Origin of the sequence: Mesorhizobium xinjiangense (genome assembly GCF_009749525.1) — a bacterium.
GTDB lineage: Bacteria > Pseudomonadota > Alphaproteobacteria > Rhizobiales > Rhizobiaceae > Mangrovimarina > Mangrovimarina xinjiangensis.
Genome location: NZ_WOAC01000003.1, coordinates 267,042 through 285,186 on the forward strand (window position 1 = coordinate 267,042; position 18,145 = coordinate 285,186).

Below are 18,145 nucleotides of genomic sequence, written 5' to 3' on the forward strand. Positions count from 1 at the left end.
TCCATGCAATTCCAGATCCCGGACGGATGCGTATTTTCCCTCCGGACATAATGTCTCGCGCCGCGCCCGATCGCCGCGTGCGTTTCATGTCTTGGGCCCAAAGGTGCGTCAAGCAAGGCTAAAAAATGACGAAGGAACACGGTAAACGCGATGTGAACGGCATCGCACGGGCTGCATATGCTTGCCGAATGGCGGGCGACAATCTAGTTCATGGGGTGACGGCTTGCTGCAAACCTCTGAAACCGGGATTGATTCATGGGACATTCACCATCCATCAGCTTTGCGAAATTTACCGCGCCGAAGACCGGCAACGTCATCGTTCTGGCCGCTGACGGCGGGACGATTTCGGAGCGCGGGCAAGCGGTCGACCCGGCCGGCGTGCTGAAAAAGGCATTTGGCATTGCTGAATTCACCGGCAAGGCGGCCTCCACCGTCGAGGTTCTGGCGCCGCAGGATACCGGCTTCGACCGTCTGGTCGCCATTGGCGCCGGTTCACCCGACAAGCTCGACGAGCAGTTGTGGCTGCGCCTGGGCGGCGTGGCTTATCCGCTTGCCAGCTCCGCCCCGACGGGCACGGTGATCCTCGACCTGCCGGATGACGAGATTGCCTCTGAGATGGCCGCCACTTTCGCGCTCGGCATGGCGCTGCGCGCCTACAGCTTCGACAAGTACAAGACGAAGAAGGGCAAGGAAGACGACAAGGGCGCCAGCGCCAAGGCGAAGAAGGACGCCAGGATCGTCATCCAGTGTGCCGACCCTGCTGCGGCGAAGAAAGAATTTGCCGCCCGCGAGGCGGCGCTCGAAGGGGCGAACCTCGCCCGCGAACTCGTCAACGAGCCGGCCAACATGCTCGGCCCGCTGGAGTTCGCCGACCGGGCCAGGGAGCTTGAAAAGCTCGGTGTCGAGGTCGAGATCCTGGCCGAGAAGGACATGAAGAAGCTCGGCATGGGTGCGTTGCTGGGCGTGGCCCAGGGTTCGCCGCGCGGCGCGCGGCTGGTCGTCATGCAGTGGAAGGGCGGCAAGGCGAAGAAGAAGCCGGTCGCCTTCATCGGCAAGGGCGTCACCTTCGACACCGGCGGCAATTCCATGAAGCCGGTTGCCGGCATGGAGGACATGAAGGGCGACATGGGCGGCGCTGCCGCCGTGACCGGCCTGATGCACACGCTGGCCAAGCGCAAGGCGAAGGTCAACGCGGTCGGCATCATCGGTCTCGTGGAGAATTCGGTCGACGGCGCGTCCCAGCGCCCGGGCGACATCGTCACCTCCATGTCGGGCCAGACGATCGAGGTGATCAACACCGACGCCGAGGGCCGCCTCGTCCTGTGCGATGCGCTGTGGTACTGCAATGACCGCTTCAAGCCGAAATTCATGATCGACCTGGCGACGCTCACCGGCGCCGTCATCGTCGCCCTCGGCCAGAACCACGCGGGGCTTTTTTCCAACGATGACGAGCTGGCCGAGCGGCTGGCGGCGGCCGGTTCCGCCACCGGCGAGAAGCTGTGGCGCCTGCCGCTCGGCGAGGAATACGACAAGCTCCTGGATTCCAAGAATGCCGACATGAAGAATGTCGGCGGCCGCCAAGCCGGCGCCATCACGGCGGCGCAATTCCTGCAGCGCTTCGTCAAGGACGCCGCCTGGGCGCATCTCGACATCGCCGGCACGGCAATGGGATCGCCGGCCACCGACACCAACAAGTCGTGGGGCTCCGGCTTCGGCGTGCGCCTGCTCGACCGGCTGGTCAGCGACCATTACGAGGGCTGAGCCGCCGGGGCGCGCTGCGATGACAGAGGTGCTGTTCTACCACCTGACCGAATCCGCGCTCGAGGACGCGCTGCCGGGGTTGCTCGAAAAATCCCTGGCGCGCGGCTGGCAGGTGGTGGTGCAGACCGGCAGCGAGGAACGGCGCGACGCGCTCGACCAGCATCTATGGACGTGGCGCGACGATTCCTTCATCGCTCACGGCACCGAGCGCGACCCGCATCCCGCCGACCAGCCGGTGCTGCTTGCAACCGACGACGCCAACCCCAACGGCGCGCGCATCCGCTTCCTGGTCGACGGCGCTTCGCCGCCGCCGCTCGAGGGCTACGAGCGCGCCGTCTTCATGTTCGATGGCCACGACGAACACCAACTGAACAATGCGCGCTCCGCCTGGAAGACGGTGAAGGCGGCGGGGCACCAGGCGACATACTGGCAGCAGACGCCCGACCGCCGCTGGGAGCGCAAAGCGTAAGGTCTTCGGCATCTGCCTGCCACGCCGGATGGCAGGCAACGCTCTCAGATCTCGTCGAAATCACCCGAGCGGCCTTTGCCGGAGGCGAAACGCGCCGCCCCGTCCATGCCCTCGGAGTGGTAGGTCTGTGCGCTCTTCCATTCGTTGGCCAGCGCGGCGGCCGGGCCGAGCGACCATTGCGTGAGCGCCGAGGCGCGGTCGGCGCGCATGCATTGCTGCGGGAAGCGGGCGAGATCGCGCGCCAGCTCCAGCGCCGTTTCCAGCGCCTTGCCTTGCGGGCAGAGGCGGTTGGCGAGCCCCATCGACAGGCATTCCTCGGCCTCGACCTGGCGTCCGGTCAGGATCAGGTCCATCGCTCGGCCCTGGCCGACGATGCGCGGCAGGCGCACCGTGCCGCCGTCGATCAGCGGCACGCCCCAGCGCCGGCAATAGACGCCCATATAGGCGCTTTCCTCCATCACGCGCAGGTCGCACCACAGCGCCAGTTCCATGCCGCCGGCGACCGCCGGCCCGGCGATTGCGGCAATCACCGGCTTGGAAAGCATCAGCCTTGTCGGCCCCATCGGGCCCTTGCGCGGCTGGTCGTCGCGCCCGTCGAAGCTCGCGTCGAGATCGTGCTCGGCAAACCAGCCCTCATCGACGCCACCGGCGGCGTGTTTCAGGTCGAAGCCGGCCGAGAAGGCGCCGCCGGCGCCGGTCAGGATGGCGACCTTGCTTGTCTCGTCGCGATCGAAGGCGACGAAGGCGGAGAACAGTTCGGCGGCGGTCTGCGGGTCGACGGCGTTGCGGGCCTCGGCGCGGTCGATGGTGACGATGGTGATGTCGTCCTGCGCCTCGACCCGGATCGTCATTGTGCCGTTCCTTCCTCATATTCGGCCGACAGCGTCAGCCACATGTCCTCGTGGCGCCCGAGCGCGGCGGTGAGTTCGGAGCGTTCCTTGGCCAGCCGCGTCGCCTTATGCGGATCTTTCTCGTAAAGCGCCGGATTTGCAAGCTCGTCCTCGATGCCGTCGATGCGCTTGCGGGTGCGCTCGATCAGACCCTCGGTCGCCCGGATCTGCTTGGCGACCGGTTCCATCGCCGCCCGCCGCGCGGCCGCCTCGCGCCGCTTTTCGGCTTTCGACGCCTTGTCCGCCTCGCGCCTTTCGCGCCGATCGGCCGCCCCGCCGGTGACAAGCTGGCGGTAGTCGGCGAGGTCGCCCTCATAAGGCGCCACGCCGCCGTCCCTGACCAGCCACAGCCGATCGGCCGTCGCCTCCAAAAGGTGCCGGTCGTGCGAGATCAGGATGACGGCGCCGGGAAATTCGTTCAGCGCATGGATCAGGGATTCGCGGCTGTCGATGTCGAGATGGTTGGTCGGCTCGTCGAGGATGAACAGGTTCGGTCCCTCGAAGGCGGCAAGCCCCATCAACAGCCGCGCCTTCTCGCCGCCGGAAAGATCCTTGGCCGGCGTGGCCATCTTTTCCGTCGAAAGCCCCATTTGGGCAACGCGCGAGCGCACCTTGGCCTCCGGCGCCTCGGGCATCAGGCGGCGGACATGCTCGACCGGGTTTTCCTCCGGTCGCAAATCATCGAGCTGGTGCTGGGCGAACATCGCCACTTTCAATTGCGGGGCGAGCGTGATCGATCCGCTCTCCAGCTCGAGCCGCCCGGCGATCAGCTTGGCGAAGGTCGACTTGCCATTGCCGTTGGCGCCCAGAAGCGCGATGCGGTCGTCGGCGTCGATGCGCAGGTCGAGGTTGCGCAACACCGGCTTGCCGGATTCGTACCCCACCGTGCCGCGCTCGATGGCGACGATCGGCGACGCGACCGCCTTGACCGGTTCGGGAAAGGAGAACGGGCGCACGGTCTGGTTGACCATCGCGGCGATCGGCTGCAGCTTCTCCAGCGCCTTCAGCCGCGACTGCGCCTGGCGCGCCTTCGACGCCTTGGCGCGGAAGCGCTCGACGAAGGATTCCATATGCTTGCGCTGGGCTTCCCGCTTGACGCGCGATTTCTCCTGCAGTTCCAGTTGCTCGGCGCGCTGGCGCTCGAACTGGTCGTAGCCGCCGCGCCAGAAGGTGAGCTTGCGCTGGTCGAGATGAACGATCGAGTTGACGGCGCGGTTCAGCAGGTCGCGGTCATGGCTGATCAGAAGCACGGTATGCGGATAGCGCGCGACATAGCTTTCCAGCCACAAGGTGCCTTCCAGGTCGAGATAGTTGGTCGGCTCGTCGAGCAGCAGCAGGTCGGGCTCGGCAAACAGCACCGCCGCCAGCGCCACGCGCATGCGCCAGCCGCCGGAAAAGGACGATGCCGGCCGCTTCTGTGCCGCCTCGTCGAAGCCGAGGCCGGCCAGGATGGTGGCCGCGCGCGCTTCGGCCGAATGGGCGTCGATGTCGACAAGGCGGGTGTGGATCTCGGCGATGCGGTGCGGGTCCGTCGCCGTCTTTTCCTCCGCCAGAAGTGCTGCGCGCTCGGCATCGGCCTTGAGCACGATGTCGATCAGCGGTTCCTCGGTCCCCGGCGCTTCCTGGGCGACCTGGCCGATGCGGGTGTTCTTGGGCAAGTGGATCGAGCCGGTCTCGACCGGCAATTCGCCGGTGATGGCGCGAAACAGCGTCGTCTTGCCGGTGCCGTTGCGGCCGACAAGGCCGGCCTTGGAACCGGCCGGCAGCGACAGCGAGGCGTGATCGAGCAGGAGCCTGCCGGCGACGCGCAGCGAAAGATCGTTGATGGTAATCATGGAGGCGGGTTTTGACGGAGCAGGGCGGGCTTGGCAAGAGGCGAGATTTTGCGCAAAGCCGGATCGTGCTATGTGTATGCTTGAAGGCATTTACACATCGAGGACACCATGCGCACCAATATCGACATCGACGAAGAGCTCATGGCTGAGGCGATGGCACTGAGCGGGGCAAAGACCAAAAAGGAAACCGTTGAACGAGCGCTGCGCGACCTGGTCAGGCGGCGTCGTGCTGTGAAGGATATTCTGGCGCTTCAGGGCAAGATCGAATGGGAGGGTGATCTTGATGCGATGCGCCGCGACAGATGATCCTCGCAGACACCTCAGCCTGGATTGAATTTTTTCGGGACTCCACGGCGAGCACATCAGTCAGGCTCAGAAGGCCCTTCTCAACGACGATGTCGTGATGGGCGATTTAATTTTTGTTGAATTGTTTCAAGGGTTTCGTCACACGTCCCAGGCCAGGTTGGCCATGTCGGCCGTCGGTCAGCTTGAACAGAAGACATTGTGCGGTCCAGCCATTGCCGCAAAGGCCGCTGAAAATTATCGCATGTTGCGACGCAAGGGTATCACCGTGCGCGGCACCATCGACGCAATCATCGCCACCTGGTGCATCGAGAACGGCGCCTATCTTCTCCACAATGATCGCGATTTCGATCGTTTCGCGGAGCATCTAGCGCTGCCTGTATGGACTTGAGCCACCTCACGCAAACCGCCGCCCATCCTCGGTTCTTTGAAAATAGACCATGTCGAGGACGATGGATGGCCGGCCGAGCATGGTCAGGATCGTGTGGGCCTGGCCGCGGTGGTGCGTCTGGTGGTTGAAGAAATGGGCCAGCGCCGGGGCGAGGCGCTGGCTCACCGTCTTCATGTCGGTCACGGTGAGATAGGTGAAGCGGCCGGTGAGCGTCTCCTCGTCGAGCCCGTCGATCCAGTCGATGATGCGCTTGTCCTCGGCTTCGCGCGCGATCCGCAGCGGGTCGAGATTGGGATGAATGATCGCGTCGAGCGATTTCGGCGCCTCGCCTTGCGTGGTGAAGCGTTTCAACCAGATGCGGTCGGCCACCAGGATATGATTGAGCGTGCCGCGCAGCGAGCCGAAGAAGGCGCCGACGTCGCGGGCAAACTCCGCGTCGGTCAGTTCGCCCGCCGCGTCGTAGATGCGTGTGTTGGCCCAGGCGTTATAGGCGGCAAGCATCGAGAAATGCTGATGAGAATCCATTCCATTGCCCTTGGAAATAGGTCGCATATGCTGACCATTCATTCGCGTCGAACACTATCACCTGCCGGGGAGGCCAGCCAATGCGCATTCAGCTTTACGATCTGATCGGCACCGATCCAAGCCGTCCTTTCAGCCCGCATTGCTGGAAGGTGGCCATGGCGCTGGGGCATAAGGGGATCGATTTCGAGCGGGTGCCCGTCTGCTATACCCAGATACCGCAGGTCGAAGACGGCATTTCCAGAACGCTTCCAGTCATTCGTGACGGGGAGAGGGCCGTGGCGGACTCCTTCGACATCGCGCTTTACCTCGAGGAGACCTATCCTGATCGGCCGACGCTGTTCGGCGGAGAGGGCGGCTGGGCCACGGCCCGCTTCGTCGAGCGCTGGTCGCAGTCGATCCTCCATCCCTACATCTCCAAGGCGGCGTTGATCGACATCCATGAATTCCTGGCGCCGGCCGACCAGGCGCATTTCCGCGCCTCGCGCGAAGCGCGTTTCGGCATGCGGCTGGAGGACGTTCCGGGCGACCGCGAAGCGGGATTGGACGCATTCCGCAAATCGCTCGAGCCGTTGCGGTCCATGCTGGGCTTTCAACCCTTCATCGGCGGCGCGGGGCCGCTATTTGCGGACTACATCGTCTTCGGCGCCTTCCAGTGGGCGCGTATCGTTTCCGACTGGCCGTTCCTGGAAGCAGACGATCCGGTCGGCGGCTGGTTCGAGCGCTGCCTCGATCTTTATGACGGGTTGGGGCAGCGCGTGGCCACAGCCTGATTCGCCGGCACTTGGCAAGCGCACGAGCGGCTTGTATAGAGCCGCCACTTTTCCAGCATTCTGATATTCAAGAGGAAGACACATGGCGCTCGAACGCACCTTTTCCATGATCAAACCCGATGCCACCAAGCGAAACCTCACCGGTGCCATCACCAAGATGCTCGAAGATGCCGGCCTGCGCGTGGTCGCATCGAAGCGCGTGTGGATGAGCCGCCGCGATGCGGAGGGCTTCTACGCCGTCCATCGCGAGCGGCCCTTCTTCGACGAATTGTGCGACTTCATGTCGTCGGGCCCGACGGTTGTGCAGGTGCTCGAGGGCGAGAACGCCATTGCCCGCAATCGCGAGGTGATGGGCGCCACCAATCCGGCCGACGCGGCCGAGGGCACGGTCCGCAAGGCACACGCGCTGTCGATCGGCGAGAACTCGGTTCACGGCTCGGACGCCGCCGATACGGCGGCACAGGAGATCCGCTACTGGTTCTCCGAGACCGAGATCGTCGGCTGATCGCTCACGATCGCGATCATGCGATATTGGCCGGCTTCATGCCGGCCTTTTTCGTTGATGGCCTTACTTAGAACATGTTCCAACATATTGATCTGGCGCGCAGCACTCATGCTCGGCGCAGGACAAGCGGCTCGCCGTCACCCGTGCTCCCCGCCGAGCGCGCGCTGACCATGTCAGCGAATGCCTTGGCCGGCATCGCCCGACCATATCTGTATCCCTGAAAATAGTCGCAGCCGAACGCGTGCAGGAAGGCTTCCTGTTCGGCCGTTCTGACATGCTCGGCCACAGTCGCCAGGCCGAGGGTACCCGACATGGCCAGGATCGTCTTGACGAGGGTGCGATCGCTTTCGCTTCTCTCGATATCGGAGACAAAGTTTCCGTCGATCTTGACCTCGTCGAAGGGCAGCGCCTTCAGCCTCGACAGGGAGGAATAGCCGGTGCCGAAATCGTCGAGCGCGAAGCGGATGCCGAGCGCCTTCAACTGCCGCATGCGTCCGGCGATCAGGTCGGGATCCTTGGCCATCACATGTTCGGTCAGTTCAAGTGTCAGGCGCGATGGGTCGATGGCGAATTCGTCGATGATGGATCTGAGATCACCGACATAATCCGTGGCGGCGAAGGTCTGCACGCTGACATTGAGCGAAAGCCGGAGATTGGCGGTCGCCGGCGACGCCTGCCAGGCGGCGAGCGTGCGCGCGCCCGTTCGCAGGACTTGCTTGCAGACCGCGGCGATGAGGCCGTTCTGCTCGGCCACCGCGATGAAGCGCTCCGGCGAAATGTCGCCGAGCACCGGATGATGCCAGCGCAGCAACGCTTCCGCGCCGACGATCTGCCCCGCGCGATCGACCTGCGGTTGGAAGTGAAGCTCCAGGGTGTTTTCGGCTATCGCCTTGCGCAATTCGCCAAGCAGCGTGAATTGCTCGTTCTCGCCTGCCATCCAGGATGGATCGAACAACGCCATGGCATCCCGGCCGGAGGCCTTGGCCCGATACATGGCGATGTCGGCGCGCTTCAACAGCTCGTCGACGCGTACCTCATTCCTGTCGAACAGCACGACACCCAGGCTGGCGGCCGAGGCGTAGTTGATATCGGCGAGTGCGAACGGAGACCTGAGTGCCGACAGCACCTGGTTGGCGGTAATGATGGCGCGTGAGGCGGCGGTTGCTTCGTCCGGCCCCAGATCCTTCAGAACGACGACGAACTCATCGCCGCCCATGCGCGCGACCGTATCGTTCTGCCCCAGACAACGGCGCAGCCGGTCGGCGATCTCGATCAGATACTTGTCGCCCACATCATGGCCCTTGGTGTCGTTGAGCGACTTGAAATTGTCGAGGTCGATGAAAAACAGCGCGCCGCGGCGACCGGTCTGCACGCATGACGCCAGGGCAGTGGCGATGCGTTCGCTCAGCAGGCGGCGGTTGGGCAATCGGGTGAGAGGATCATAATAGGCCAGCTTCTCGATCTCCAGCGCCTGGATCTTGCGTGTGGAGATATCGAAGAGATAGCCGTGTCACGTGATTGCGTCGCCCGACCGCTCCGGCCGCGCGATCATGCGCAGCCAGCGTTCGCGTTCCTGCATGTCCATGATGCGGAATTCGTGATCAAGTGGACGAAGCCGGTCCTGCGCGTCACGAACGACGGCCAGAAACCGTCTGCGGTCGTCGGGATGGACGCGGCGCCGAAATCGCTCGGCAGACTCGATAATCTCCCGCGTCGGCATGCCGAGCGTTTCGAAGAACCCTTCGCTGAGATAGACCACTTTCGTCCTGCCGCTGGCCTGAACGGTGACCTGAAAGAGGCCGCCGGGCAGATTTCGCGTCAGCTTCTGGAACTGTTCCTCGAGTTGCAGCCGCTTCATTGTGTCCGAATATTCACGCACCGAGCCTTCATAGTAGAGCGCCCGGCCGGTCCTGAAATCGCGCACGATCCGGGCCGATTCGATGATCCAGATGCGTTCGCGCGTCTTGTGCCGGTAGATTTCGGAGACGAAGTCCTTCACCACGCCGTCGCGCAAGAGCATGTCGCGAAACTGCCCGCAGCGTTCGGGGCGGACGTAGCACTCCGATGCGATGTCGGTAGGGGCGTCAAGCATCTGCTGCTTGGACTCGTAACCGTTCATGCGGACCAGCGCATCGTTCACGGTCAGAAGCTTGCCGTCGAGCGAGGAACGGTAGATGCCCTCTGACAGATTATCCATCAGGAGGGTGGCGTTTCGGTGGTCCTCGGCCAGTTTGCGGGCCCGGCGGTTGGCGTGGCACACCGTGCCCAACGCCGTCAGGGTCACCAAGGCTGCGAGGCCGGGCCAGGCCTGGCCGGCGAGCGTCCCCCAATTGATGATTGTGCCGTCCATCCCGATTGCACCGATCCGTCTGATCGAGGCACGCTAGGTTGGGCTACTTTCAAAACCGCTAATTGGACCAGCGTATTGCCGGCATGGTTAAGGACGGGTGACGCGACGGCATTTCCTGGGGCTGTCAGCCGCGCCAGCGCCGGGCCGATGCGTCGTCCGTCTCGCGCGCCTCGATCCAGTTCCCCTTGCTGCCGTCCTTCAAATGTTCCTTCTTCCAGAAGGGGGCCCGTGTCTTCAGGAAATCCATGACGAAGGCGGCGGCATCGAATGCGGCTTCGCGATGCGTCGAAGCGGTCAGAACGAGCACGATGTTCTCGCCCGGTGTGATGACGCCGAAGCGATGAATGACGGTCAGATGGGTCAGCGGCCAACGGTCGGTCGCCTGGCGCGCGATGCGCTCGATCTCGGCTTCGGCCATGCCTGGATAATGTTCCAGTTCCAGGGCTGACAGGCGCCCGCCGTCGTCGCGGCAAATGCCCGAAAAGGTCACCACCGCACCGATGTCGGTGCGGCCGGTCGAGAGCGCGGCGATCTCGGCGGCGATGTCGAAATCGCCCTTTTGTATCCTGACCTGGGGCGCGGCTGGCCGGCTCACGGTCTATCCCCCCGTCATCGGCGGAAAGAGCGCGATTTCCGATGCCCCCGAAAGCGGGGCGTGATGCTCCACATGCTCGTGGTCGATGGCGACCCTGATTGTCTCGGGGTGCTGCAGCGCGGCCTCATAAGTCGCGCCGCGTGTCTGTAGCCACGAGAGCAGGTCGCCCACCGTGCCGATTTCGGCGGGAAGCGCGATTTCTTCCTCGGCCTTTCCGATGCGCTCGCGCACCCATGCGAAATAGACCAGCTTCATGGCGCGCTCCGTCATTCGTCGATGATGTGCTTCAGGCCGGCGCGGAAATAGTCATAGCCCGTATATAGCGTGACGAGCGCCGAGACCCACAGGAGGGTGATGCCGATCTCGACCGTGTAGGGAACCAGCTTTTCGCCGGCCGGTCCGACCAGCAGGAAACCGATGGCGAACATCTGGATCGCCGTCTTCCACTTCGCCAGCCGTGTGACCGGCACGGAGACCTTCAGCTCCGCCAGATATTCGCGCAGGCCCGAGACAAGGATTTCCCGGCACAGGATGATGATGGCGGCCCACAGCGACCAGCCGGCGATTGTCCGGTCGGTGTCGGCGGCAAGCAGCAGCAGGCAGGTTGCCACCAGAAGCTTGTCGGCGATCGGGTCGAGCATCTTGCCGATATTGGACGTCTGCTGCCAGATGCGCGCCAGGTAGCCGTCGAGATAGTCCGTGATGCTGGCGGCCAGGAAGATGGCGAGCGCCGACCACCGCGCAAAGTCGCTCGAGCGCAGGCGTCCTTCGAGGAAAAAGCACAGAACGATCAGCGGAACCGCCAGAATCCGCGCGTAAGTCAGCAGGTTCGGGACGTTGAATGCGCGGTTGGCCATGGTCGAGAGGTTCCTTCGGGACGCTTAAGTCAAATCAGAACCTTGGCCCTCGGGTCAAGCGGACAATGCCCACCCCGGTCCATATGGCGTCTCGGGCTAAGCCCCGGCCTAAGCATTGTCATGGAAATGCTCGTAAATGTGGCGCGCCATGGCCTCCGAGATACCTTCGACCGCTACAAGGTCCTCCACGCCGGCGCGGCTCACCGCCTTGGCGGTGCCGAAATGATGCAGGAGGGCACGCTTGCGCGCCGGCCCGATGCCATCGATTTCGTCGAGCGGGTTCGTGGTCATCTCCTTCTTGCGCCGGGCACGGTGCGAGCCGATGGCGAAGCGGTGCGCCTCGTCGCGCAGGCGCTGGACGAAGTAGAGTACCGGATCGCGCGGCGGCAGGGTGAAGGGCGGCCGGCCCTCCATGAAAAAGCGCTCGCGCCCCGCCTCGCGGTCCATGCCCTTTGCCACGCCGACCGCCGTCACCCACTGGCTGGCGCCGAGCGTGTCGAGGACCGGGCGCACGGCCGACATCTGCCCCTGGCCGCCGTCGATGAGGATCAGGTCGGGCCAGGCGGGGAAGCGTTCTTCCTCCGCCTCGTCGCCGTTGCCGTCCGGCGGGCCGTGTTCCTTGAGAAGGCGGCCGAAGCGCCGTTCCATGACCTCGCGCATCATCGCGAAATCATCGCCGGGCGTTATGTCGGCCGAGCGGATGTTGAACTTTCGGTACTGGCCTTTGACGAAGCCTTCCGGCCCGGCCACGATCATCGCACCGACGGCATTGGTGCCCATTATATGTGAATTGTCGTAGACCTCGATGCGGCGCGGCGGCCTTTCGAGGCCGAAGGTTTCGGCGAGCCCTTCGAGCAGGCGCGCCTGCGAGGAGGTTTCGGCGAGGCGCCGGCCGAGCGCCTCGCGGGCATTCTGCACCGCGTGGTCGACAAGGTCCTTCTTTTCGCCGCGCCGCGGCACCGAGATCGTGACCCTGCGGCCGGCCCGCGTCGCCAGCGCCTCGGTCAGAAGGTCCTGTTCCTCCACCGCATGCGACAGCAGGATCAGGCGCGGGCAGGGCTTGTCGTCGTAGAACTGGGCCAGGAATGCTCCCAGAACCTGCGCGGGCTCAAGTGCCGGGTCGGCCTTGGGAAAATAGGCGCGATTGCCCCAGTTCTGGCCGGTGCGGAAGAAGAAGACCTCGATGCAGACCTGGCCGCCGTCCTGATGGATGGCGAAAACGTCGGCTTCCTCGACCGAGCGCGGGTTGACGCCCTGGTGGCTCTGCACATGGCTGAGCGCGGCGAGACGGTCGCGCAGCATGGCGGCGCGCTCGAAATCGAGCGTTTCGGCCGCGTCCTGCATGGCGCTCGATATTTCCGACTTCACTTTCCGGCTCTTGCCGGAGAGGAAGTCGCGCGCCTCCGACACGAGTTCGCCATAGGCGGCCTCGCCGATCTCGCCCGTGCACGGGCCGGAGCAACGCTTGATCTGATAGAGCAGGCAGGGCCTGGTCCGGCTGTCGAAGACCGAATCGGTGCAGGTGCGCAGAAGGAAGGCGCGCTGCAGCGCATTGATCGTGCGCCCGACCGCGCCGGCCGAGGCGAAGGGACCGAAATAGTCGCCCTTGCGCGAGCGTGCGCCGCGATGCTTGAAAATACCCGGCGCCTTGTGATCGCCCGTCAGCAGAATATAGGGAAAGGATTTGTCGTCGCGAAGCAGGACGTTAAATCGCGGGCGCAAGCGCTTGATAAGATTCGCTTCAAGCAGCAGCGCCTCGATCTCCGTATGGGTGACGACGAATTCCATCGTCGCCGTCTCGCGGATCATGCGCGCGATACGGTTGGTGTGGCCGCGGCCCTGCGCATAATTGGCGACACGCTTTTTCAGGCTGCGCGCCTTGCCGACATAAAGCACGTCGCCGGCGGCGTTCATCATGCGATAGACGCCGGGCGCGTTGGGCAGGTGCTTGACGAAGGTGGCGATGACGTCCGGGCCGGTCTTGCCGTCGCGCGCACTGTCGCCGGCGGCGCCGTCCCACTGGATGTCCAGGGTCCGTGTTGCGCCGGTGGCCGTTGTCCCGGTCTCGGGCGCGGTGTCACCGCTCATGTCGTCGTTCGGATGTTCGTTGGTCGGGTTCATTCACGTATGCCTGCAACATCGGCGGTCTGCCATGCAAGATGCTGTCCGCCGTCGAGGGCGACCATCTGCCCCGTCAGCGAGGGCGTGTCCCAGAAATAGCGTATCGTGCGGCCGAATTCTGTCAGCATGGGGCTCTTGCGCAACGGCAAGGCGGAAATCTGCGCGGCGAAGTCGTCTGCGTCCTGGCGGGTGTTGGCAAGCGTCGGCCCGGGGCCGATCGCGTTGACGCGCAGGCGCGGGGCGTGTGCCTGGGCCAGTGTCCGCGTCGCGGTCCAAAGCGCCGATTTCGACAGCGTGTAGGAAAAGAATTGCGGGGTGAGCTTCCAGACCCGCTGGTCGATGATGTTGACCACGAGCCCGTCAGCAGCGTCCGGCAGTTGCCGGGCCAGCGCCGCGGTGAGCGCGACAGGCGCCTTGACATGCAGGGCGAAATGGCGGTCCCACAGTGTCCAGTCCGGCGTCAGCGCATTGTCGTCCTCGAATACCGAGGCGTTGTTGACCAGGAGCCGCACGGGTCCGAGTGCTGCGCCCGCGCGCTCGACGAGATCGGCGCAGGCACCGGTGTCTTCGAGGTCGGCGGCAAGCACAGCGCATCGTCCGCCCTCGGCCTCCACAGCGGCGACCACGTCCCCGGCCTCGGCGAGCGAGCCGTGGCAGTGCACCGCCACGGCAAAACCGTTGCGTACCAGGTCGCGCACGATGGCTGCTCCGATTCGTCTGGCGCCGCCCGTCACCAGAGCGACTGCTTCAATGTCGGCCATTGCAGATCCCGAAAATGCTTTTGTCCGACCCGCGCCGGGCGCGGGCATTAACCTGGCAGACATATATGTGGCGAAGTCGAGATGCAAAAGCGCCGCCGGTGACGCGCTGCAGCAATCCTGTCATTTGCGTGGCGTTTGCCCGCCGAAGCTTGCTTGGAAAAAAATGAAATGAGTCCAGCGGTTTCGCGGCCGAACGGTGCGGTCGCGGAAGAAGTTGGAGAGCCACGGCCGGGCCGCCTGTTGCAGATCGGTCACGTCATCTTTCTGCCATTTCCATGCCGGGCAATCACCCATTTTCAGGTCCGGTGACGCCGCAATTGCGCACCACATTCGCCCCATCCGAAAACGGTCGTCACTCCCGCGGCCGGTCGGAGCGTTCAAGTATGAGAGCCTCATAGCTCTCGTGATTGGCTAAGGAGCATTTGTATGAGAGCCAAGAATAATCTCGCACGGCCTGCGGCCGCAGCGTTTGGCATTGCAGCCCTGTTCGGTGTCGGACAGGCCTTTGCCGCCGATGCCATCGTCGAACAGCCGCCGGCACCGTCACCGCTTCCCGTCGAGCAGGTCCCGGTCGCATCCTGGGCCGGCCCCTATGCCGGTATCCAGCTCGGCTACGGCTTCAGCGGCAAGGATGAAGGCGATGTCGGCGACATCGATACCGACGGCTTTGTCGGCGGCGGCTTTGCCGGCTGGCAGGGACAGAGCGGCATGCTGGTCTACGGCGTCGAAGGCGATGTCGGCTATAACGGCATGGACGGTGAAGACCGCGGCTTCTCGTCGGAGAAAGGCATCGATGGTTCGTTGCGCGCGCGCATCGGCATGGCCGTGTCCGACAACGTGCTGATCTACGGCACGGCGGGCGGTGCGGCGACCCGCATGGAAGTCAAGGATCCGATCATGTCGGATACCAACACCATGCTGGGCTACACCGTGGGCGCCGGCACCGACATCAAGCTCACCGAGCAGGTCTTCGCACGCGGCGAATACCGCTACACCGACTACGGCTCGGAGGACTTCAATACGTCGCTCGGCACGCAGTCGTTCGACTCCAAGGAGAACAAGGTTCTCTTCGGCGTCGGTATGCGCTTCTGATTTCAGAGCCGTTTACCGCGATCAACAAAGGCCGGGGCGTCGCGCCCGGCCTTTTTCGTTGGCCGCTGCAGCGGACACAACTGTTCCGACTATTGCGGCACCAGCGCGGCGATTTCGGGAAAGCGCTCGTCAAAACGCCTGGCCCAGCGCGTGAGCTTGGAGCGCCGGCGCTCCCATTGTCCGGCAAAGCGCAGTTCGAGATAACCCAGCACTGCCCTGAGCGCGATCTGGCCGCCATCCGGTTTCTTGCCGAGCCGCGGCAGGTTTGCGTTGAGGTAGTCGAGCGCCCGCTCGGCCTTCGCCCACTGCTTGTCGAGCCAGGGCTGATGCTGCTTTTCCGGCGGGTGGAAGCGCCGCTCGTAGACATGGGCCAGAAGGCAATCGGCCAGCCCGTCGGCGAGCGCCTCCAGCCGTTCCGCCTCGAGCCGCTTCTTCGCGTTGCGCGGAAAAAGGGCGTTCTTCGATTCGCGATTGAGGTGCTGCATGATCGTCCGGCTGTCGAAAAGCGCCTGACCGTCATCGATCACCCATGTCGGTATCTTGCCGAGCGGGTTGGCGTCGATCAGCAGCGCCGGTTCGGCATTGGTGTCGACCGTCACCGCCTCGAAGGGGATGCCGGCCCATGTGGCGGCCATGCGCACCTTGGCGCTGTAGGGAGAGGGAGGTGCATAAAGCAGCTTGTCCATGAGAAATATCCTGGTTGGTGAATGCAGCGGGAAGGAAGATGCTCATCTGCGGCCCGTCACCCGCCGCGCTGAGGCGGCATGACGGCCTCACGGCGTTTACAGCCGCGCCTGTCCACCTCCTCGCAGGCGCGAAACTGGAGATCCCTGGTCAGGCAGATGCGCACTTCACGCAGATAGCGCCTGTCGCAGGTCACCGCGATACCGTCGGCATCAAGATCGGGATTGGCCTCGAGGAAGGCCTGCTCGACCCGCTTCGGCTCGATCGTGCGATAATCGGCGGCATGTCGAAAGTCCTGCGGAATGACGACGGCGTCGTGGGCGGCGCGCAATACGGCGAAATACTCTTCGCGCGACAGACCCGCACACGAACCGTGCTTCACCCATTGATGGCGTATCAGCCCGGCCGACGGCATGATCGGCAGCAGGCCCTTGATCTCGGCCGACGGGACGTCGCGGTCGGCGAGGGCGCAATATTCGGGATAGCCGCGCTCGAATTGCGGCCACAGCCCGTGAACGACGAAGGCATAGGGGCGGCCCGAGCCGCATTGCTGCCGATTGGCGTCGGCGCCTTCGGCCGCGCAATAGCTGGGCGACCAGGACAGCGACAGGACGTAGAAATCGAAACCCTCGCCGATCGGCAGCGATCGGCCGGTATCTCCTGCCACAAATGTGTCGCCGGCCTCTTCACAGCCTGCTGCGAGCGTGGCCGACAAAAGCATTCCGACAAGCACTGCCAGGCGCACACTCGCCCTCATGCAGTCAAGGGCCTAATGAAGAACCCGGCAAAGGCCGTTATAGACAAACCAGCGATCGAATCCGGCGACGCAGAATTCGACATTGTCGCCGATCGAGGCAAAGCCCTGGCCCTCTTCGACGAGATACCAGATGTTGCGGCCGCGTCCGTCGGACATGAGTGCCGTCGCACCGCAATAGGTGCGCCCGATCGGCCGGTCCTCGCCGGCCGGTAGATAGCGGTTCGTGTAGATGCCCTGGAAGTCGCTGATCCCGACATCGGGCAGGTTCGGCACATGGCGCACCTGATGGCGGAAGCGCTGGCTGATCGCCCGCAGCACCCAGCCCTCGGTGCATGCGCTGGGATAGGTCGCCTGATAGGTTGTTGCTGCCGGCATGTCGGCCGCCATCGTTGGCAGCGGCGCGGCAGCACTGACGCCGAGAGCGAGCAGAGCGGCGAGGGCGGACGAAAGAAGACGGGTCATGACAGGCCTGTTTACGTTCCGATTGTGGCTGATCGCCGTTACGCAGTGCAATGTGCTTGCCGGGGCCGGTCCGGTCAAGCCTTGTCTTCCTCTCCGGTCAGCCATTGGACGGACGAAGGCGCCCCGCGCGCCCGGGCAAGCCTGTCGTGCAGAAAGGGCACAAGCACCGAAAGTTCGGCCTCCAGCGTGTAGGGCGGGTTGACCACGATCATGCCCGAGCCGTCGAGACGGGGCTCGGCCGACGGCTCCCGGATCATCAGGCTGATGTCGAGGATCCTGGCAATGCCCGACTGCGCCAGCGCCTCACGGAAGCGGGCAACAGCGGCAACGTCCTTGATCGGATACCATAAGGCATAGATGCCGCCCGGCCAGCGCCGATGCGCCCTGGCAAGCCCGTTTGCGAGACGCTCGAACTCGCCCTCCTTCTCGAAGGGCGGGTCGACCAGCACCAGGCCGCGTTTTTCCTTCGGCGGCACATGGGCGCCGAGCGCCAGCCAGCCGTCCAATTCTATGATGCGCGCCTGGTGGTCGCCGGCGAACCTGTCCCTGAGCGCCGCGGCGTCTTCCGTGTGCAGTTCGATCGCCGTCAGCCGGTCCTGGCGGCGCAGGAGCGCCCGCGTCAGCACGGGCGAACCCGGATAATGCCGTATGCCGCCTTCTTCGTTCAGCGCGGCGACCGCGTCGAGATAGGGCTTCATCAACGCCGCCGCGTCGTCGGGCGGCGTGGTTTCCGTGATTCGGCCGATCCCTTCGCGCCATTCGCCGGTCTTCTGCGCTTCGTCCGACGACAGGTCGTAGACGCCGCGCCCGGCATGCGTGTCGATCACGCGAAAAGCCTTGTCCTTGCGCTTCAGGTACTCGACGATACGGGTGATGACGACGTGCTTGAGCACGTCGGCGAAATTGCCCGCATGGTAGGCGTGTCGATAGTTCATGCCGCTGCTCTCGCGTTCGATCTTCCCATCAGCACAGGCGATGGATTGGATCAAATCTTTTCGGCTTCACCGTCTACACGGA

General features: G+C 64.2%; 22 protein-coding genes. 7 read left to right on the forward strand and 15 right to left on the reverse strand.

What is annotated here, in order from left to right:
* Positions 1-255: 255 nt before the first annotated feature.
* Positions 256-1,761, forward strand: coding sequence for a leucyl aminopeptidase (locus tag GM909_RS05560; RefSeq protein WP_157015213.1), 1,506 nt, complete (start codon positions 256-258; stop codon positions 1,759-1,761).
* A 19-nt stretch (positions 1,762-1,780) separates the two neighbouring features.
* Positions 1,781-2,230, forward strand: a complete 450-nt coding sequence (locus GM909_RS05565; RefSeq protein WP_157015214.1) for a DNA polymerase III subunit chi — start codon at positions 1,781-1,783, stop codon at positions 2,228-2,230.
* A gap of 44 nt (positions 2,231-2,274) precedes the next feature.
* Here the strand turns inward: GM909_RS05565 and GM909_RS05570 are convergent, their stop codons facing one another.
* Positions 2,275-3,081, reverse strand: a complete 807-nt coding sequence (locus tag GM909_RS05570) for a crotonase/enoyl-CoA hydratase family protein (protein ID WP_157015215.1) — start codon at positions 3,079-3,081, stop codon at positions 2,275-2,277.
* Entirely contained in the window at positions 3,078-4,955 is a 1,878-nt protein-coding gene (locus GM909_RS05575; protein ID WP_157015216.1) for an ABC-F family ATP-binding cassette domain-containing protein, read from the reverse strand. Before GM909_RS05575 ends, GM909_RS05570 begins: the two co-directional genes overlap by 4 nt.
* A 108-nt stretch (positions 4,956-5,063) precedes the next feature.
* Here GM909_RS05575 and GM909_RS05580 point away from each other — a divergent pair, with 108 nt between their 5' ends.
* Both GM909_RS05580 and vapC read left to right on the forward strand, forming a co-directional pair.
* Entirely contained in the window at positions 5,064-5,261 is a 198-nt protein-coding gene (locus GM909_RS05580) for a type II toxin-antitoxin system VapB family antitoxin (protein WP_157015217.1), read from the forward strand.
* 55 nt (positions 5,262-5,316) lie between these two features.
* Entirely contained in the window at positions 5,317-5,649 is a 333-nt protein-coding gene (gene vapC / locus GM909_RS05585; protein ID WP_268890744.1) for a type II toxin-antitoxin system VapC family toxin, read from the forward strand.
* Positions 5,650-5,655: 6 nt separating this feature from the next.
* Here vapC and GM909_RS05590 read toward each other — a convergent pair whose 3' ends face one another.
* Entirely contained in the window at positions 5,656-6,174 is a 519-nt protein-coding gene (locus GM909_RS05590) for a DinB family protein (protein ID WP_157015218.1), read from the reverse strand.
* Between the two features lie 80 nt (positions 6,175-6,254).
* On the opposite strand from GM909_RS05590, the gene GM909_RS05595 reads away from it, so the two are divergent.
* Complete coding sequence (locus GM909_RS05595; protein WP_157015219.1) at positions 6,255-6,944, forward strand: glutathione S-transferase family protein; 690 nt, start codon at positions 6,255-6,257, stop codon at positions 6,942-6,944.
* 82 nt (positions 6,945-7,026) lie between these two features.
* Positions 7,027-7,449, forward strand: coding sequence for a nucleoside-diphosphate kinase (gene ndk, locus GM909_RS05600; protein ID WP_157015220.1), 423 nt, complete (start codon positions 7,027-7,029; stop codon positions 7,447-7,449).
* 106 nt (positions 7,450-7,555) lie between these two features.
* Here the strand turns inward: ndk and GM909_RS05605 are convergent, their stop codons facing one another.
* The 8 genes from GM909_RS05605 to GM909_RS05640 all read right to left on the reverse strand — a co-directional run bounded on the left by GM909_RS05605 (position 7,556) and on the right by GM909_RS05640 (position 14,514).
* On the reverse strand, positions 7,556-8,941 hold the full coding sequence (locus GM909_RS05605) for a putative bifunctional diguanylate cyclase/phosphodiesterase (RefSeq protein ID WP_328600444.1): 1,386 nt from the start codon (positions 8,939-8,941) through the stop codon (positions 7,556-7,558).
* Positions 8,942-8,959: 18 nt separating this feature from the next.
* Positions 8,960-9,799, reverse strand: coding sequence for a PAS domain-containing protein (locus tag GM909_RS05610; RefSeq protein ID WP_157015222.1), 840 nt, complete (start codon positions 9,797-9,799; stop codon positions 8,960-8,962).
* Positions 9,800-9,923: 124 nt separating this feature from the next.
* On the reverse strand, positions 9,924-10,394 hold the full coding sequence (locus tag GM909_RS05615) for a molybdenum cofactor biosynthesis protein MoaE (protein ID WP_157015223.1): 471 nt from the start codon (positions 10,392-10,394) through the stop codon (positions 9,924-9,926).
* Between the two features lie 3 nt (positions 10,395-10,397).
* A complete protein-coding gene (moaD, locus tag GM909_RS05620) occupies positions 10,398-10,649 on the reverse strand; it encodes a molybdopterin converting factor subunit 1 (protein ID WP_157015224.1) in 252 nt (83 codons plus the stop codon).
* 11 nt (positions 10,650-10,660) lie between these two features.
* Positions 10,661-11,251, reverse strand: a complete 591-nt coding sequence (pgsA, locus tag GM909_RS05625) for a CDP-diacylglycerol--glycerol-3-phosphate 3-phosphatidyltransferase (protein ID WP_157015225.1) — start codon at positions 11,249-11,251, stop codon at positions 10,661-10,663.
* A 108-nt stretch (positions 11,252-11,359) separates the two neighbouring features.
* Complete coding sequence (gene uvrC, locus GM909_RS05630; RefSeq protein WP_407941252.1) at positions 11,360-13,339, reverse strand: excinuclease ABC subunit UvrC; 1,980 nt, start codon at positions 13,337-13,339, stop codon at positions 11,360-11,362.
* Between the two features lie 29 nt (positions 13,340-13,368).
* On the reverse strand, positions 13,369-14,133 hold the full coding sequence (locus GM909_RS05635) for an SDR family oxidoreductase (RefSeq protein WP_157015227.1): 765 nt from the start codon (positions 14,131-14,133) through the stop codon (positions 13,369-13,371).
* Between the two features lie 120 nt (positions 14,134-14,253).
* Positions 14,254-14,514, reverse strand: a complete 261-nt coding sequence (locus tag GM909_RS05640) for a hypothetical protein (RefSeq protein ID WP_157015228.1) — start codon at positions 14,512-14,514, stop codon at positions 14,254-14,256.
* A 45-nt stretch (positions 14,515-14,559) separates the two neighbouring features.
* Here GM909_RS05640 and GM909_RS05645 point away from each other — a divergent pair, with 45 nt between their 5' ends.
* The gene (locus tag GM909_RS05645; protein WP_157015229.1) at positions 14,560-15,225 is read left to right on the forward strand and encodes an outer membrane protein; all 666 of its coding nucleotides are present in this window, start codon (positions 14,560-14,562) and stop codon (positions 15,223-15,225) included.
* Between the two features lie 89 nt (positions 15,226-15,314).
* Here GM909_RS05645 and GM909_RS05650 read toward each other — a convergent pair whose 3' ends face one another.
* The 4 genes from GM909_RS05650 to GM909_RS05665 form a co-directional block, all read right to left on the reverse strand.
* On the reverse strand, positions 15,315-15,911 hold the full coding sequence (locus GM909_RS05650) for a glutathione S-transferase family protein (protein ID WP_157015230.1): 597 nt from the start codon (positions 15,909-15,911) through the stop codon (positions 15,315-15,317).
* Between the two features lie 56 nt (positions 15,912-15,967).
* Positions 15,968-16,666, reverse strand: coding sequence for a ribonuclease T2 family protein (locus GM909_RS05655; RefSeq protein ID WP_157015231.1), 699 nt, complete (start codon positions 16,664-16,666; stop codon positions 15,968-15,970).
* A gap of 12 nt (positions 16,667-16,678) precedes the next feature.
* A complete protein-coding gene (locus GM909_RS05660; protein WP_157015232.1) occupies positions 16,679-17,128 on the reverse strand; it encodes a hypothetical protein in 450 nt (149 codons plus the stop codon).
* 74 nt (positions 17,129-17,202) lie between these two features.
* On the reverse strand, positions 17,203-18,063 hold the full coding sequence (locus GM909_RS05665; RefSeq protein WP_157015233.1) for a 23S rRNA (adenine(2030)-N(6))-methyltransferase RlmJ: 861 nt from the start codon (positions 18,061-18,063) through the stop codon (positions 17,203-17,205).
* Between the last annotated feature and the right edge of the window lie 82 nt (positions 18,064-18,145).

Coding starts and splice junctions, on each gene's coding strand:
- GM909_RS05560 (WP_157015213.1), top strand. CDS start 256: ATGGGACATTCACCATCCATCAGCTTTGCGAAATTTACCGCGCCGAAG.
- GM909_RS05565 (WP_157015214.1), top strand. CDS start 1,781: ATGACAGAGGTGCTGTTCTACCACCTGACCGAATCCGCGCTCGAGGAC.
- GM909_RS05570 (WP_157015215.1), bottom strand. CDS start 3,081: ATGACGATCCGGGTCGAGGCGCAGGACGACATCACCATCGTCACCATC.
- GM909_RS05575 (WP_157015216.1), bottom strand. CDS start 4,955: ATGATTACCATCAACGATCTTTCGCTGCGCGTCGCCGGCAGGCTCCTG.
- GM909_RS05580 (WP_157015217.1), top strand. CDS start 5,064: ATGCGCACCAATATCGACATCGACGAAGAGCTCATGGCTGAGGCGATG.
- GM909_RS05590 (WP_157015218.1), bottom strand. CDS start 6,174: ATGGATTCTCATCAGCATTTCTCGATGCTTGCCGCCTATAACGCCTGG.
- GM909_RS05595 (WP_157015219.1), top strand. CDS start 6,255: ATGCGCATTCAGCTTTACGATCTGATCGGCACCGATCCAAGCCGTCCT.
- ndk (WP_157015220.1), top strand. CDS start 7,027: ATGGCGCTCGAACGCACCTTTTCCATGATCAAACCCGATGCCACCAAG.
- GM909_RS05610 (WP_157015222.1), bottom strand. CDS start 9,799: ATGGACGGCACAATCATCAATTGGGGGACGCTCGCCGGCCAGGCCTGG.
- moaD (WP_157015224.1), bottom strand. CDS start 10,649: ATGAAGCTGGTCTATTTCGCATGGGTGCGCGAGCGCATCGGAAAGGCC.
- pgsA (WP_157015225.1), bottom strand. CDS start 11,251: ATGGCCAACCGCGCATTCAACGTCCCGAACCTGCTGACTTACGCGCGG.
- uvrC (WP_407941252.1), bottom strand. CDS start 13,339: ATGAGCGGTGACACCGCGCCCGAGACCGGGACAACGGCCACCGGCGCA.
- GM909_RS05635 (WP_157015227.1), bottom strand. CDS start 14,133: ATGGCCGACATTGAAGCAGTCGCTCTGGTGACGGGCGGCGCCAGACGA.
- GM909_RS05645 (WP_157015229.1), top strand. CDS start 14,560: ATGAGAGCCAAGAATAATCTCGCACGGCCTGCGGCCGCAGCGTTTGGC.
- GM909_RS05650 (WP_157015230.1), bottom strand. CDS start 15,911: ATGGACAAGCTGCTTTATGCACCTCCCTCTCCCTACAGCGCCAAGGTG.
- GM909_RS05655 (WP_157015231.1), bottom strand. CDS start 16,666: ATGAGGGCGAGTGTGCGCCTGGCAGTGCTTGTCGGAATGCTTTTGTCG.
- GM909_RS05660 (WP_157015232.1), bottom strand. CDS start 17,128: ATGACCCGTCTTCTTTCGTCCGCCCTCGCCGCTCTGCTCGCTCTCGGC.
- GM909_RS05665 (WP_157015233.1), bottom strand. CDS start 18,063: ATGAACTATCGACACGCCTACCATGCGGGCAATTTCGCCGACGTGCTC.